Origin of the sequence: Rhizobium acaciae (assembly GCF_025941625.1) — a bacterium.
Classification (GTDB): Bacteria; Pseudomonadota; Alphaproteobacteria; order Rhizobiales; family Rhizobiaceae; genus Rhizobium; species Rhizobium acaciae.
On record NZ_JAPCZO010000019.1, the window covers coordinates 112,464 to 126,203 of the forward strand.

The following is a 13,740-nucleotide window of genomic DNA, read 5'->3' on the forward strand; positions in this document are numbered from 1 at the left end:
ATGCTTGCTTTCGACTCTTCCGCAACGCCGCCGACAACCGACATCGAGACCAAAAAGCCATCGCGTGGGCATGAGAGCTATATTGCCCTTGTCTGGCGCCGGCTGAGGCGCTCCTGGACCGGCATGGCCGGCCTCGTGCTCGTCGTGCTCCTGATTCTCATGGCGATCTTTGCCGATTTCTTTGCACCGATGGATCCGAAGGCGACCGATGTCGGCTTCGCGCCGCCACAGGTGATGAGCTTCCACGACAAGGACGGCAATTTCGTCTTCCAGCCGCGCGTCTATGCGCTGTCGGATTCCGAAGAGCTTGATCCGGTCACCTTCCAGCCGATTGTCGGCATGGATTACGACAATCCACGGCTGCTCGGCTTCTTCGTCAAGGGCGCCGAATACCGGCTTTTCGGCCTGATCCCGGCCAACCGCCACTTCTTCGGCTCGACCGACGGCCAGCCGGTGCATTTCCTCGGCACCGACAAGTTCGGCCGCGACGTGCTGTCGCGCGCCATCATCGGCTCGCGCATCTCGCTGACCATCGCTCTGACGGTGGTCTTCATCGTCACCATCATCGGCACGACCGTCGGCATGGTGTCGGGTTATTTCGGCGGCACCTTCGATGTCTGGCTGCAGCGATTCGTCGACCTGGTGCTGGCCTTCCCGCAATTGCCGCTCTACCTGGCGCTGACCTCGCTGATCCCGGTGACGGCGCCGACCAATGTCTTCCTTGCCTTCGTCATCGTCGTCATGTCGGCGCTCGGCTGGGCGCAGATGTCGCGCGAGGTGCGCGGCAAGACCTTAGCGCTCGCCCGCATCGATTATGTCAGGGCGGCCATGGCCGTCGGCGCCACCGACACGCGCATCATCATGCAGCACATCTTCCCGAATGTGATGAGCCACGTCATCGTCGCGGTGACGCTGCATATACCGAGCGTCGTGCTGTTGGAATCCTTCCTGGGTTTCCTCGGCTTCGCCGTCAAGCCGCCGCTGATCTCCTGGGGACTGATGCTGCAGGATACGGCGACCTATTCGGTCATCGGCTCCTATCCCTGGATTCTCGCTCCTGTCGGCTTCGTCCTCGTCACCGTCTTCGCGTTCAACGCGCTCGGCGACGGATTGCGCGACGCGGTCGATCCTTATTGAGGTGATTGATATGGCTCTTGCACTGGTCAATTCCTTCGCCCCGCCCGTCCGCCACGATCATGACGGCCGTTCGGACACGCCTGTTATCGACGCCCGCAATGTGGCGGTGAATTTCAAGGTCGAGGACGGCATGGTCGAAGCCGTCAGGGACGTCTCCTTCCAGCTCTATCGCGGCGAGACGATCGCGATCGTCGGCGAATCCGGTTCAGGTAAATCGGTAACGGCGCGAACGGTGATGGGGCTCTTGTCGAAGCGCGCCGTCGTCTCCGAGAAATCGACGGTCGCCTATGACGGCAGCAATATCTTGAAATTTTCCGAGCGGGAGCGCCGCAAGCTGCGCGGCGACCGCATCTCGATGATCTTCCAGGAGCCGATGAGCTCGCTGAACCCGATCTATACGATCGGCAGCCAGATCGTCGAAGCGATCCGCGTCCATCGCCGGATCAGCAAGAGGGATGCGCAAAAGCGCGCGCTCGAACTGCTGGAACATGTGCAGATCCCCGATCCCGCCGCGCGGCTCATGCAATATCCGCATCAGCTTTCCGGAGGCCAGCGACAGCGCGTGATGATCGCCATGGCGCTTGCCAACGATCCGGATGTGCTGATCGCGGACGAGCCGACGACGGCGCTCGACGTCACCGTGCAGGCGCAGATCCTGAACCTGATCCGCAACCTGCAGAAGGAACTGGGGATGGCCGTCATCCTCATCACCCACGACCTGACCGTGGTGCGACAGTTTTCCGATTACGTCTATGTGATGCAGTATGGTGAAGTGCGCGAGCACAACACCACCGAAGCCCTGTTTGCCAATCCGCAGGACGCCTATACTAAGCATCTGCTGGCCTCCGAGCCGCGTGGCGAGGCCAATCCGCTGCCCGAAGGCTCGGATGTCATCCTCGATGCCAAGGCCGTGCGGGTCTCCTTCATGATGCGTCACGGTACCTTCCTCAAGCCGGCGATGCGCGAGCTTGTCGCCGTCGACAGCCTCGACCTGACGCTGCGCCGTCACGAGACGCTGGGGCTCGTCGGCGAATCCGGCTCCGGCAAGACGACGTTCGGCCAGGCAATCCTGCGGCTGAACACGCCCGACAGCGGCGAGATCCGTTTCGACAATCAGCCGATCCACGGCTTGTCCCGGGCCGAGATGCGGCCCTTGCGCGCCCGCATGCAGGTGGTGTTCCAGGATCCTTTCTCATCGCTCAATCCGCGCATGACGATCGGCCAGATCATCGAGGAGGGCCTCGTCGTCAACCGGCTGGGCGCGACCAAGGGCGAACGGCAGGACCGGGTGCGCGAAGCGCTGATCGCCGCCGGCATGCCGGGCAATATCCTGTCGCGTTTCCCGCACGAATTTTCCGGCGGCCAGCGCCAGCGCATCGCCATTGCCCGCGCCATCGCTCTGGAGCCGGAATTCATCCTGCTCGACGAGCCGACATCGGCGCTCGACCTTTCGGTCCAGGCGCAGATCATCGAACTCTTGCGCAAGCTGCAGGACGAGCGCGGCCTGAGTTACCTCTTCATCTCCCACGATCTCAAGGTCGTCCGGGCGCTCTGCCATCGCGTCATCGTCATGCAGCATGGCAAGATCGTCGAAGAGGGTCCCGTCAACGAAGTTTTATCCCATCCCAAGACCGCTTACACCGAACGGCTCGTCAAGGCCGCTTTCGAGGTAACATGATTGCCGAATGCCGGAGGTTATAATGGCAAGAAATCCCAAAATCACTTTCATCGGAGCTGGCTCCACCGTCTTCATGAAGAACATCGTCGGCGACGTGTTGCAGCGTCCGGCCCTGTCGGGTGCGACGATCGCCTTGATGGATCTCAATCCGCAGCGGCTGGAAGAAAGCGCCATCGTCGTCAACAAGCTGATCTCGACGCTCGGCGTCAAGGCGAAGGCCGAGACCTATTCCGACCAGCGCAAGGCGCTTTCGGGCGCCGATTTCGTCGTCGTCGCCTTCCAGATCGGCGGCTATGAACCCTGCACGGTCACCGATTTCGAAGTGCCGAAGAAATACGGGCTGCGCCAGACGATCGCCGATACGCTCGGCGTCGGCGGCATCATGCGTGGGCTTCGCACCGTGCCGCATCTCTGGAAGGTCTGCGAGGATATGCTCGCCGTCTGCCCCGAGGCGATCATGCTGCAATATGTCAACCCGATGGCGATCAACACCTGGGCGATATCGGAGAAATATCCGACCATTCGCCAGGTCGGCCTCTGCCATTCGGTGCAGGGCACGGCGATGGAGCTGGCCCACGATCTCGACATTCCCTACGAGGAAATCCGCTACCGCGCAGCCGGCATCAACCACATGGCCTTCTATCTCAAGTTCGAGCATCGCCAGGCCGACGGTTCCTATCGCAACCTCTATCCCGACTTACTTCGCGCCTATCGCGAGGGCAGGGCGCCGAAGCCCGGCTGGAACCCGCGCTGCCCGAACAAGGTGCGCTACGAGATGCTGACGCGGCTCGGCTATTTCGTCACCGAAAGCTCGGAGCATTTCGCCGAATACACGCCCTATTTCATCAAGGAGGGCCGCGAGGACCTGATCGAGAAATTCGGCATTCCGCTCGATGAATATCCGAAGCGCTGCATCGAGCAGATCGAGCGCTGGAGGGGCCAGGCGGAGGCCTATCGCTCGGCCGACAAGATCGAGGTTCAGCCGTCGAAGGAATATGCCTCCTCGATCATCAACTCGGTCTGGACCGGCGAGCCCTCGGTGATCTACGGCAATGTCCGCAACAATGGCTGCATCACCTCGCTGCCTGCCAATTGCGCCGCCGAAGTGCCCTGCCTCGTCGATGCTTCCGGCATCCAGCCGACCTTCATCGGCGATCTGCCGCCGCAGCTGACCGCGCTGATCCGCACCAATATCAATGTGCAGGAACTGACGGTGCAGGCGCTGATGACGGAAAATCGCGAGCACATCTATCACGCCGCGATGATGGACCCGCACACGGCGGCCGAACTCGACCTCGACCAGATCTGGTCGCTGGTCGACGATCTGCTCGCCACCCACGGCGACTGGCTGCCCGAATGGGCACGCACCGCCCCCAAGGTTCAGGCCGCCTGATCCCCTCTCCCGGGCAAGGCGTCAAGGAGCCCCCGCGGTCGCAACAACCGCGGGGCTTTTCTTACGAAATACGGGTATCGCTATTATCGGGCTGACTGGACGGTAGTCGAGCTTTGCCGCATGACGACGCGAGGAGTGATCGCCCCACAAGGTGCTAAGCGGATGGGCCAAGTCGTTCGATCTCCAGTCGGAGGGCTTGGTCGAAACGGGTGGGCGAGTGGAGGAGCGTACTGCCGTCGGCCGGCTGCATGACCGTCATTCGGACCGGCAAGGGGATGACGCCACCAGCGTGAAGGGGCCGCTGTCAAACGATCCAGGTGCCCTGACCGATAGGCTTCAGCATATCGAGAGGCGGGCAAGTCGTCATTCGATCCTCGAATGGTCATGAAAACGAACGCGATTAAATTCCGCGTCGATATCGCCTTTGTATACGACGGCTGTTTCGCTTGTAGGTATTCACAACAGCGAGAAGACCGAGCGCGACCGCTACCGTCGCCGCTACCGCACCCAGCGCCACCCGCTGCGTGCCTGATCGCAAACCACCATCGATACCGCCTGGCCGCGTTGAGGGAGCGAAGAGATTGCCATCCGTCACGGGCGTGGAGTCAGCCTGCCTGAAGTAGGTCGTCATGAACCAGTTCATGAGCCGTGCGCTTAAGCTCGGAGCGAAAAAATGTCCGACGCGTATCAGGTCAGCGGTCGCACCGACCGTCGTTGTCACTTTTGGATGCCGGGAAACCCGGACGACCGCTTCGGCGACCTTGCGCGCGTCGTAGACCGGCGGCGGCGCCGATAACTTCCGACCCGTGTAGTTGGCGCCATGGCTGATCCCAGGTGTATCCATGAAAGCCGGGTAAATGTCGCAAATATGTATATTAGGATGGTTCGCCAGTTCGCCCCTGAGCGCCTCTGAAAATCCTTTCAAACCGAATTTACTGGCACTGTAGGCGGTGGCGTAAGGGGCTGCCGCGAATCCACCCAGCGAGATCATGTTGATGAACACGCCGTAGTCCTGTTCGAGAAAAATCGGCAGCACGGCGTGGGCGTCGTTCATGTGACCGATCAGATTGGCACGGATCACCTGCTCGTGCGCCTCGATCGGGGTGTTCTGGAACTTGCCGACAGCGCCGACACCGACATTGCTCACCCAGACGTCGATCTCGCCAAGGCGAAGCGCTGCTTCCGCGAGAACCTTTACCTGTTGGGCATCGGTGACATCTGTGGGAACGACGATAACGTCGGCGCCCAGTTCACGACAGGTCTTGGCCACGGCCTGAAGTGCTGCCGCGTTTCGGGCGGCGATCACGAGATCGGCGCCCTCTCGCGCGAAAGCCTCAGCAGTCGCTTGCCCGATGCCGCTGGAGGCTCCGGTGATCACCACCACCTTCTTTCGGCTCTTCATTTTGATCTCCACCTTCGTCATCATCGAACGTGACGTTCAGGCCATGGGCGCCGAGGCGATCCCGCATAATCGCGGCCATCGTGTCGAGGAAGGCTTCAATGCCATACTTGGCTTCGAAATCGCGGCACGCTTCCTTGAGAGCTGCGGCATCAGCGTCCATGATCTCACGTCGCCAATACGTTCTAGGCCGACGTCATGGTCGGCGGTTGCATGAAGCATCCGTGGTATGAAGCGCATGATCTTCCTCCCGTATCCCTCGAAACTTTCACACAACCCGTTGGTTCCCGTTTCTGAAGACGCGCACCTTTGGGCCCTGCTTTTGATATTCGCGAAACTCCAGCTGGTACCCGATCTCGCGAACCAGGAAAATGGCGTGCGCGATTCTCAGGATGTCGTGGATCCGCGAAATCGCGACAGAAGATTACCTCGCCGCGACGGCTCCCGCGGCGGTGGTCTCACCCAAAGCCGCGATCACCACGGCCCGTGCACGCGCGATGCGGCTCTTGATCGTACCGAGTCCGCATCCGCATGCCCCGGCGATGTCCTCGTAGCTTTCGCCACTTATCGCCATCAGCAATACCCGGCGCTTGTCGGCGTCGAGAGATGAAATGGCTTTGTCGACCTCTCTTGTCCGAAGAGACCATTCCTGAGTGGATTGTACTGCCTGTCCGGATCCAGCTACTTCCATGTCGGCATGGAGGGTATATCTCTGGCGGATCCTGTATTTCGTGCAGTAGGTGTTGCGGGCAATCGTGAACAACCAGGATTTTACGTTGGTCCCGGGCCGAAATTGATCGACATTAGCCAGCGCCTTGAGCATCGTATCCTGCGTGAGATCGTCTGCGTCCGTCGCGGACCGCTCGAACCGCATGGCGAACCGGCGCACCGCCGGCATCAACGCGACAATTTCCTCTTCGAGGTTGGCACCTGTTCCAGCCAGTCCACTCATGTTCTCTCTCCTTGGGGCTCAAGAACAATGTGCATGGCAGCTACGCGTTCCGGCGCTCTCGGGCACAGTGCGGTAGCGTACAGGCGGTTTGCGGGCGGGATGCGGGAGGATTCACCAAGAGCGGCTAATGAGGATGCCTTTGTCTGCCATTCTGTCACTTCTAAAGGCTCGGACGACCAGACGCTCTCCACATCATGAGCTAAAACCCATCCGCGGGATCCCGCCCGTTCAAGAGCGGAGGCTGGAAAGATCAGCATCCGCGTTTTGTTCCCAAGTTTTCTGTGCCTCTCAAGATCCGCGCCGGCACGGCGGCGTCGCAGTGCCTATTGCTGTGCCGCCTCAAACATCATCCGTAGTATGGCGAAGACGGACAACAAACATACCAGCCAGGTGAAGGTCGAGTTCAGGAACACAAGGGCGACCTTTCTCATGTGTCCATGAACGTAGTCTTCAATGATCGTTCGCATGCCGATGTCCATATGGATGGCGCTGAGGAAAATAAACGCAAGGAGGGCAGGGCCAATCCAGAAGCTGCCGATCGAAGCAACGACGAAGTCGCGATCTCTCTCAAGCAAATAGATCCCGATCCCGATCAAATAAGGAGTCAAGATGCCCAATGCCAAACCCGATGCTTGTTTGAGAACGTAGGGTCGGGTGCCTCCCTTCGCTGATCCCAAACCCCGAACGCGTCCGAGCGGTGTCGTCATCGTCGTCCTTCCTTAGCGAGCCGCCTCTTGCGTCGGCTAATTTTGCTCAGATCTTTCGTCTTCAGCTCGCCCAGGCTTCGTTGGCGCCGTGCTGACGAAGGTCGCGGCTCCTGCTTTAGCCACCTTGAGGTCGGGACGATCTTCAGGATGAGCAATGGCATTCTCATCAAACTCCAGTCCACCCTGGCTATCACCACGCTTGGAAATGACCGCGGGCGCGGCCAACCTTTCCGAAGATCCCGCGGCTAGCTGTTCCTCCGCCGCCCGCCAGTGCTCGGATTGCCTTCCGTCCGGCCGACCCTCCGCTTCCCAGATCCGATAAGCGTGTCGGCGGATTACATCATCTTGGCTTGCCATTCCTTCTTTCTCCCCAGGTGGATCATCAACGTGAGACTATCGGCCTACCGGTAGGCGTCGTTTCCGCTCTTGCCAGGCTTTGCCGGGTCGAGCGTGTACGGTCGTCCCTCAGGTACGGCAATCGCTGAAAAATTCGCCGCGAGCTCGTGGAGACGCGCACGCATGTGTTCGCCCCGTACTGGCTGTCCGTGCCCCGTGATGACCAGTTCCGGTTCCAGACTAGCTAGCATGGCAACCGACCGTTCGGCCTCGTCCCAATCGGGTGTCAGGTAGCGCGGTGGCCCGTGCATCTCCGGTTTTTGCGTCAGGACCTCGTAGACGGATTCCTGGCCTGTCGTGACGATCGCGTCGCCGGCTATCAGGGTGCGGTCACTTTCACGCCACAACGAGATGTGACCCGGCGTGTGCCCTGGCGTATGCAGCCACTTCCATCCTGGCATGGCTGGTACGCTCTGATCCGGCGGCAGCATCGTCAGCCACCGACCCACATCGACGGGGGAGCGTGGAAAGAGGGGTGACAACAGCGCCATCGCGCCACCGCCGACAAAGGCATCGGCCGGCGGATAAGAAGCTTGTCCGTCGAGGTACGGAAACTCGAGAGGATGCGCGTAGACTGGAACGTCCCAATACCCCGCGAGCGCCTCCAGCGAGCCGGCGTGGTCGAAATGGGCATGCGTCATGACGATGGCAGACGGGCGTGTATTTCGCCCGAAACGGGCTTCCGCCGTCTCGACAATTGTATTCTTCGACGTCGGCAGACCGGTGTCGATCAACACCCAGTCATTAGCTTTTGCAGGGTCGCCGTAGAAAATCACATTGACGATCGACATCAGGCGGTATGCCAGATCAGGTGCAAAGACCCGTGCTCCAGACGCGCTTTCCGCAGTCGGCGCAATATCGTCGGTCTCAAGTGAAAGCTGAACAACCATCAAGATCTCCTTCGTGAGCGCAACGAACTTCGCTCCGAGGACAAAGTTCCCTGGCGCTGGGCGATCATGTTTCTTCTCGAAACCGACTAGCCCGAAGGGAACCGGAATGGATACCGTTTGTTCGGGGCTTCCCAACAGAGGAGCGTTTACATGTTCTATACCGACGGTAGGCGCAATATCCTGTCCGGGTCGAAAACCCTGACCCCTGTTCGCGCGAGCCGGACCGCGGTCGCCGCATTCGGTGTGGCATCTGGTGTAACGCCCGCAAAATCCACAGATTTGGAGTTTCGATTCTGACCGTGCTAGTCGGATTTGGCACCGACGGTGCAGCTAGCAATTACGGCTCGATCGAGAAATTGCGCCCCCACGTGCTGCCGCGCTCGGTATGACCCTTTGGAGGCCGCGCACGCGGCGGAGCCTTATATGAGTACTTTTGCCAACCTGACGAACATGCCCATACGATTTGGAACCATCACCCTCTTATGCTGGATTGGCGCAAGCCTGAGCGCGGTCGTTGGCATAGGTAGGGGAAGTAGGCATTCGGAACCGGGCTCGATCTTTCAACTCGCGACCAGCACGCTTACCGCGGCGGGCATGACGTCCGCGGTTGCAATGGTCGCGGTTCTGGTACTCGCATGACCGCTCCTAAGGAGACTTGGTCCTTCGAATTCTCGGCACCGGGGATTTTTTCTCGGGCGTCAGGTCGCCGACCGCATTCGGTGGATCCTTGCTCAGGCGGCTCAGAACCAAGCGGCGCCCCCGTTCGCCGATTTGGACCGAATGCGCTTCAGCACCCGACTTACCACGGCGAAATGGCAAGAACGCGGCTCACCCTACAATCGCGTCAAGGGAACAACAGTCCGCGCGGAGGGTTTGGCCTTCTCAACCAGCAAATGGAGGACGACATGGTAACGATGGTAGGCAACGAATCCGACATCAAGGGTTTGGTCAAGGATCTGATCCATCTCGAGTATGATGCGATCGCCGCGTATGATTCCTGCATCGAGCGTCTCGACGACAAGCAGTTCGCGACAAAGATCACCAGTTTCAAGCAGGACCACTTGCAGCATCTCGAAGTACTAAACGAGATGGCGCGCGAACTTGGAATCGAGGCACCGACGCGGGGCGACATGAAGGAGATGCTGACGACCGGCAAGATCGCCCTCGCCGATCTGATGGGGGATGCCGCCATTCTCAAGGCGATGAAAACGAATGAAGATGATACCGTGACCGCCTACGAGCGAGCATCACGTCACGAAGACGCCATCCCCGCCTCGAAAGCGTTTTTCATGAAAGCGCACCAGGACGAGGAACGGCATCGTGCCTGGATGGACACGACCGCGAAGGCGTTGTGACCCGGCAAGGCTTCAGCGCGATGAGTGCCAAGACCAGCATCGCCATGTGCCGTGGCCTTATATTGAGATGGAGGCGCGAGAAGGTTCCTCCGCGCTCCATGTGGCGTTTTTCATGAAGCCATCGGAGCAAGGAGACCTGTTTGCCGCATCGGAAGTGGAGCTTCCTGAAGGTTTCCGCTACGAAGCCGCCGTTGTTCCGGACGTCGAACAATCTCGCCTTCTCGAATACGTTTCTTCGCTGCCGCTTAAGCCTTTCGATTTCCACGGCTTTGAGGGGAAAAGAAGAGTCGTCTCCTTCGGGTGGAAGTACGACTTCGAGACGGAACGGATGAGGCCGGCCGAGGATATCCCGGATATCCTTCTTCCTGTCCGAGCGCTCGCCGCCGGCTTTGCCGGGGTCGAGGCCAACCAGCTGCAGCAAGCGCTGATCACCGAATATGCCCAAGGCGCACCGATTGGATGGCACAGGGACAAGAAGGTATTTGGCCGGGTTGTCGGTGTGTCGCTGTTGGCCCCATGCACCTTTAGATTGAGACGGCGGGCTGGCGCCAAGTGGGAGCGCTTCTCGCTCAGGGTAGAGCCTGGTTCGGCATATCTCCTGTCGGGGCCGGCCCGAAACGCGTGGGAGCACTCCATCCCGCCGGTCGACACACTTCGCTATTCGATCACATTCCGGGAAATAGACTGATCGTGTTGAGTTGGCGGCCGACAAACTCAACCGATACGACGGGCCGAGCAATATCCAAATCTCGTCGTGGTCGTTGCCTTGCACACCTGGTTTGGCGACTAGGCCGCCGCGCGTTCCGGACCGCGTCGATCCATGGCGTCAGCGGGGGAAGGTGCCTGCCCCCGTGTCGAAGCGCGCTAAGGCAATACGGTGTCCAATAAGGGATCGCCAAACAGAACCAGCATGTCCGTCTTCTTTATCAGGAGTCCCAAAAGCGATGAAGTGCCGCCTTCGCCGTCATTGTCCGCCCGCAGCAGGAACAGCACGTATCTAAAAGTGACGATAATCGTCAGTGTCCAGATCATTAGCGAGATGAGGCCGATGACTTCTCCTCCGCTCTAATGTACGTTTTTAGCAGTGTTTGCGATTATACTGGAGTAGTCTTTGCTATGGTGCGGTTGGCCGCTCGGTAATATTGCTTAACCCCACGCGATAGAATTTCCTGTCCGCCGGACGGTCGTCCGGTTTGACATATTCGAGTGACGCTTAGTTTGTTGTCGGTACGCGCTGCTCCAGCCCCACGTTGCCCCCTCCGTCCTGATCCTTGACCGCATTTCCATGAAGGAGCAACGGGAGCGTCCGGCGGATCACAGACCCTACAACGGATGGCGTCGTAGCCGTCAGTTCTTCTTCACTATGCTGATGTTGCCGCTGACTTCGAGGATCGCGAATTTGATGTCCTTCACGGACTCGATGCCCTGGCTGCGGGCGGCCTCCATCACGTCCTCGCTGTCAAGACGGCATCCCCCAAGCGCTTCGCGGTCATAAACGCCGTCCGTCACGAGGATCGTAGGCACGCCGTCGATCACATGGCCGGCTTGTTTCCACCAACGTTTGACGTAGGACAGGCCGATGTCGGTGGTGAAGAGTGTAAGGATCAGCAGGACGGCGTTGGTGATGGAAAAGTCGTCGCCGAGCATCGCTTGTTGCGTCGTCTCGGATATGACAAGGACGATCACCAGGTCGAACGGCGTCATCTGCGCGAGCGTGCGGCGTCCTGACAGCCGGATAATGATCAGCAGCGTGAAGTAAATCGCGAGCCCGCGAAAGACGGCGTCCATGAAGCCTCCCTAAGGCAGAATGAAACTTGTGCGCTCGGCCACATCGTTGCCGATACCCGCGAGGTAGGATCGCGGTCCGACCTGCTCGGTGTGTAGGCGGAAGACGATTTTCGCGGGCGCCGAGGGATCGGCTGCGAAAACGTAGCCGATACGGCCATTCCGCTGCACGGTGGCCTTTTGCGGGGGGTCGACACCTTCGATCGAAAAGGCCTCGAGAAAGCGTGCATCGACGAAGAGAGTCTGGTCTCCCTGCGAAGGAGCGAGCGTCACCCGCATTTCGTCGGGAGCGTTCCACCTGGAGATCGCCGGGAGTTCCAGCGTGCCGGCTGGAAGCGCGATCTGATACCTGGAGAAGGGGCCACCTCGGCCAAACAGGCCGAGGAGGCAGGCGAGAAGGATCAACGCGAAGACCAACCAGGCGATCCTTTGCGCCGCCCAGAAGCGGCGCTGGAAAGGACCGTGATCATGGACGCCCTCGGGCAAGGCCGGCTTTGCCGGCGCACGCGCTAATTTTGCAGCTTTCAAGACTAACCTTCATCTTTGGCATCTTAGGGAACGAGCGCCGCGCTCTTATCAGTGATTCAAGCCACGGGCGGCGACGCCTTTCCGAGTTTCACCGACGGTTCGCGGCCTCTGGCACGCGGCTTGTCGGGATCCGCAACGAAACCGGCGACGCTTTTGTCTACAGGTAGCGCGATCGTGCCTTCGTCAAGTGAAGTGGTGATATCCGCTTTACCCAGAAGCGGGAGCACCGACTGGTCGTAGCCGACGAATCTGGCGCCGAAGGCTATAAGCATGTCGCCAGCAAGTTCGATGTACCTGAAAGGTATGGCGCCATGAGCGTCCGAAACTTCGTCGCCGACACCGATATTCTCGGCGGGCCTTCCGCCGATCAGTGGCAGCAAGTCTCTTTCGGGCAGGTCGACGCCTAGCTGCGCGCTATCGGCTTTCGAAGCTGATGCAGCCGCGTATGATGCGGTGATCCCGGCACTGTATCGAATCGGGGGAAGACTGGACTATGAAGGCACCATGTTCGCCTGCAGGAAAAAATAGTGATCATCACCGAGAGCTTGCCGTCCAATGTCTATGCCATTGCCGACGTCCATGGACGCGCCGATCTTCTCGATGCCATGCTTGAATACATCGCCGCTGACTCGAATGATCATCATTCGAAGCCGGTCGTGATCTTCCTGGGCGATCTGATCGATCGTGGCCCCCACAGCCCAAAGGTACTGGATCAGGTCTGTTCGACACTCGAGCTTTATCGGGGTTCTCGACTAATCCTTGGCAACCATGATTTTTACCTGCGTGAGCTCCTTCGCGGTGCTCTCACAAATGAGGACGCCGTCAATTGGATGGATTGGGGAGGCGTCGCGACATTGAGCGCGTATTCCGCTTGGCCAGTCCCTGCGTTCGAGAACATCGCTGCAGATATCCGCCGCGTTTTCCCACACCATGTGGACTTGCTGGAAAATGCTCTGTCATTCAAGGAGATCGGGCGTTTCTGCTTTGTTCACGCTGGGATACGTCCCGGCGTTCAGCTCGCAAATCAAAGCGAATACGACTTGCGGTGGATAAGGGCGGGCTTTCTCGACCACATTGACGTTCATGACCACGTCGTTTTACACGGTCACACGATCACAAAGTCTCTTCGACCCGAAGTCTATTCAAATCGCATAGCATTGGATACCGGAGCGTATCGGACTGGCCGGCTAAGCGCCGCCGTAATCAGGCACGATGAACTTTCACACTTCGTATGCACCGAACTGACCGAGAGCGGCACCATCCGAGTCGGCGAGTGGCGGCAATCTCATTGAGTTTCGGCAACGAGGGAACATGAAGGACTTGGCACGTGTCCGATCGGCGTTCGGAGCCACGACTGAGTTGTCGATGTCAAGGCACTACGGAACCGGTTATCAAGACCGGCAAGATCCTCCCCATTAAAAACGCGGACTTCCGGACGTCGCCGATATTGCGTCCACCTGTGAGACGACGGTGGAGGCGTTGCCTGGTCAAACTGCAACATCTGCCCAGTCTCGGAGGGG

15 protein-coding genes and 1 pseudogene are annotated in these 13,740 nt (G+C 59.5%); 6 read left to right on the plus strand and 10 right to left on the minus strand.

The genetic code is table 11. The features are described 5' to 3' along the window. Genes OLZ32_RS27275 through melA form a run of 3 tightly spaced genes read left to right on the plus strand, consistent with a single transcriptional unit; the run spans position 1 to position 4,208 of the window. Positions 1–1,137 (plus strand): ABC transporter permease, encoded by a 1,137-nt coding sequence (locus OLZ32_RS27275; RefSeq protein ID WP_264423705.1) that lies wholly within the window; start codon positions 1–3, stop codon positions 1,135–1,137. Between the two features lie 10 nt (positions 1,138–1,147). Further along, positions 1,148–2,815, plus strand: coding sequence for an ABC transporter ATP-binding protein (locus OLZ32_RS27280; RefSeq protein ID WP_264423707.1), 1,668 nt, complete (start codon positions 1,148–1,150; stop codon positions 2,813–2,815). 22 nt (positions 2,816–2,837) lie between these two features. Next, entirely contained in the window at positions 2,838–4,208 is a 1,371-nt protein-coding gene (melA, locus tag OLZ32_RS27285) for an alpha-glucosidase/alpha-galactosidase (RefSeq protein WP_264423710.1), read from the plus strand. A gap of 400 nt (positions 4,209–4,608) precedes the next feature. Here melA and OLZ32_RS27290 read toward each other — a convergent pair whose 3' ends face one another. The 6 genes from OLZ32_RS27290 to OLZ32_RS27315 all read right to left on the minus strand — a co-directional run bounded on the left by OLZ32_RS27290 (position 4,609) and on the right by OLZ32_RS27315 (position 8,552). Then, positions 4,609–5,610, minus strand: coding sequence for an SDR family oxidoreductase (locus OLZ32_RS27290; protein WP_264423712.1), 1,002 nt, complete (start codon positions 5,608–5,610; stop codon positions 4,609–4,611). Continuing rightward, positions 5,543–5,770: a permease gene (locus tag OLZ32_RS27295; RefSeq protein WP_264423714.1), complete on the minus strand. Its 228-nt coding sequence runs from the start codon at positions 5,768–5,770 to the stop codon at positions 5,543–5,545. The genes OLZ32_RS27290 and OLZ32_RS27295 overlap by 68 nt, the downstream gene beginning before the upstream one ends. Positions 5,771–6,031: 261 nt before the next feature. Next, positions 6,032–6,559 carry a sigma-70 family RNA polymerase sigma factor gene (locus OLZ32_RS27300; protein ID WP_264423716.1) on the minus strand — a complete coding sequence of 176 codons (528 nt, stop codon included), beginning with the start codon at positions 6,557–6,559 and terminating at the stop codon, positions 6,032–6,034. A gap of 323 nt (positions 6,560–6,882) precedes the next feature. Further along, positions 6,883–7,266, minus strand: coding sequence for a succinate dehydrogenase, hydrophobic membrane anchor protein (gene sdhD / locus OLZ32_RS27305; protein WP_264423718.1), 384 nt, complete (start codon positions 7,264–7,266; stop codon positions 6,883–6,885). A gap of 36 nt (positions 7,267–7,302) precedes the next feature. Further along, positions 7,303–7,623 carry a DUF2934 domain-containing protein gene (locus tag OLZ32_RS27310; protein ID WP_264423720.1) on the minus strand — a complete coding sequence of 107 codons (321 nt, stop codon included), beginning with the start codon at positions 7,621–7,623 and terminating at the stop codon, positions 7,303–7,305. A 44-nt stretch (positions 7,624–7,667) separates the two neighbouring features. After that, entirely contained in the window at positions 7,668–8,552 is an 885-nt protein-coding gene (locus OLZ32_RS27315; protein WP_264423722.1) for an MBL fold metallo-hydrolase, read from the minus strand. Positions 8,553–9,457: 905 nt separating this feature from the next. Between OLZ32_RS27315 and OLZ32_RS27320 the strand changes: the two genes are divergently transcribed. Both OLZ32_RS27320 and OLZ32_RS27325 read left to right on the plus strand, forming a co-directional pair. Next, positions 9,458–9,907, plus strand: a complete 450-nt coding sequence (locus OLZ32_RS27320) for a PA2169 family four-helix-bundle protein (RefSeq protein WP_264423783.1) — start codon at positions 9,458–9,460, stop codon at positions 9,905–9,907. A gap of 112 nt (positions 9,908–10,019) precedes the next feature. Next, positions 10,020–10,595, plus strand: a complete 576-nt coding sequence (locus OLZ32_RS27325; RefSeq protein WP_264423724.1) for an alpha-ketoglutarate-dependent dioxygenase AlkB — start codon at positions 10,020–10,022, stop codon at positions 10,593–10,595. 182 nt (positions 10,596–10,777) lie between these two features. Here OLZ32_RS27325 and OLZ32_RS27330 read toward each other — a convergent pair. The 4 genes and pseudogenes from OLZ32_RS27330 to OLZ32_RS27345 form a co-directional block, all read right to left on the minus strand. Then, a pseudogene (locus tag OLZ32_RS27330) lies at positions 10,778–10,963 on the minus strand (KUP/HAK/KT family potassium transporter); the annotation flags it as partial. A 291-nt stretch (positions 10,964–11,254) separates the two neighbouring features. Next, a complete protein-coding gene (locus tag OLZ32_RS27335) occupies positions 11,255–11,695 on the minus strand; it encodes a DUF421 domain-containing protein (RefSeq protein WP_012763375.1) in 441 nt (146 codons plus the stop codon). 9 nt (positions 11,696–11,704) lie between these two features. Continuing rightward, positions 11,705–12,220 (minus strand): hypothetical protein, encoded by a 516-nt coding sequence (locus OLZ32_RS27340; protein WP_264423727.1) that lies wholly within the window; start codon positions 12,218–12,220, stop codon positions 11,705–11,707. A gap of 56 nt (positions 12,221–12,276) precedes the next feature. Beyond that, a complete protein-coding gene (locus tag OLZ32_RS27345; protein WP_264423729.1) occupies positions 12,277–12,600 on the minus strand; it encodes a hypothetical protein in 324 nt (107 codons plus the stop codon). A 147-nt stretch (positions 12,601–12,747) separates the two neighbouring features. On the opposite strand from OLZ32_RS27345, the gene OLZ32_RS27350 reads away from it, so the two are divergent. Beyond that, entirely contained in the window at positions 12,748–13,512 is a 765-nt protein-coding gene (locus tag OLZ32_RS27350; RefSeq protein WP_264423731.1) for a metallophosphoesterase, read from the plus strand. Positions 13,513–13,740: the final 228 nt, after the last annotated feature.

Coding starts and splice junctions, on each gene's coding strand:
- OLZ32_RS27300 (WP_264423716.1), bottom strand. CDS start 6,559: ATGAGTGGACTGGCTGGAACAGGTGCCAACCTCGAAGAGGAAATTGTC.
- sdhD (WP_264423718.1), bottom strand. CDS start 7,266: ATGACGACACCGCTCGGACGCGTTCGGGGTTTGGGATCAGCGAAGGGA.
- OLZ32_RS27320 (WP_264423783.1), top strand. CDS start 9,458: ATGGTAACGATGGTAGGCAACGAATCCGACATCAAGGGTTTGGTCAAG.
- OLZ32_RS27295 (WP_264423714.1), bottom strand. CDS start 5,770: ATGGACGCTGATGCCGCAGCTCTCAAGGAAGCGTGCCGCGATTTCGAA.
- OLZ32_RS27290 (WP_264423712.1), bottom strand. CDS start 5,610: ATGAAGAGCCGAAAGAAGGTGGTGGTGATCACCGGAGCCTCCAGCGGC.
- OLZ32_RS27275 (WP_264423705.1), top strand. CDS start 1: ATGCTTGCTTTCGACTCTTCCGCAACGCCGCCGACAACCGACATCGAG.
- OLZ32_RS27310 (WP_264423720.1), bottom strand. CDS start 7,623: ATGGCAAGCCAAGATGATGTAATCCGCCGACACGCTTATCGGATCTGG.
- OLZ32_RS27325 (WP_264423724.1), top strand. CDS start 10,020: ATGAAGCCATCGGAGCAAGGAGACCTGTTTGCCGCATCGGAAGTGGAG.
- OLZ32_RS27335 (WP_012763375.1), bottom strand. CDS start 11,695: ATGGACGCCGTCTTTCGCGGGCTCGCGATTTACTTCACGCTGCTGATC.
- melA (WP_264423710.1), top strand. CDS start 2,838: ATGGCAAGAAATCCCAAAATCACTTTCATCGGAGCTGGCTCCACCGTC.
- OLZ32_RS27315 (WP_264423722.1), bottom strand. CDS start 8,552: ATGGTTGTTCAGCTTTCACTTGAGACCGACGATATTGCGCCGACTGCG.
- OLZ32_RS27280 (WP_264423707.1), top strand. CDS start 1,148: ATGGCTCTTGCACTGGTCAATTCCTTCGCCCCGCCCGTCCGCCACGAT.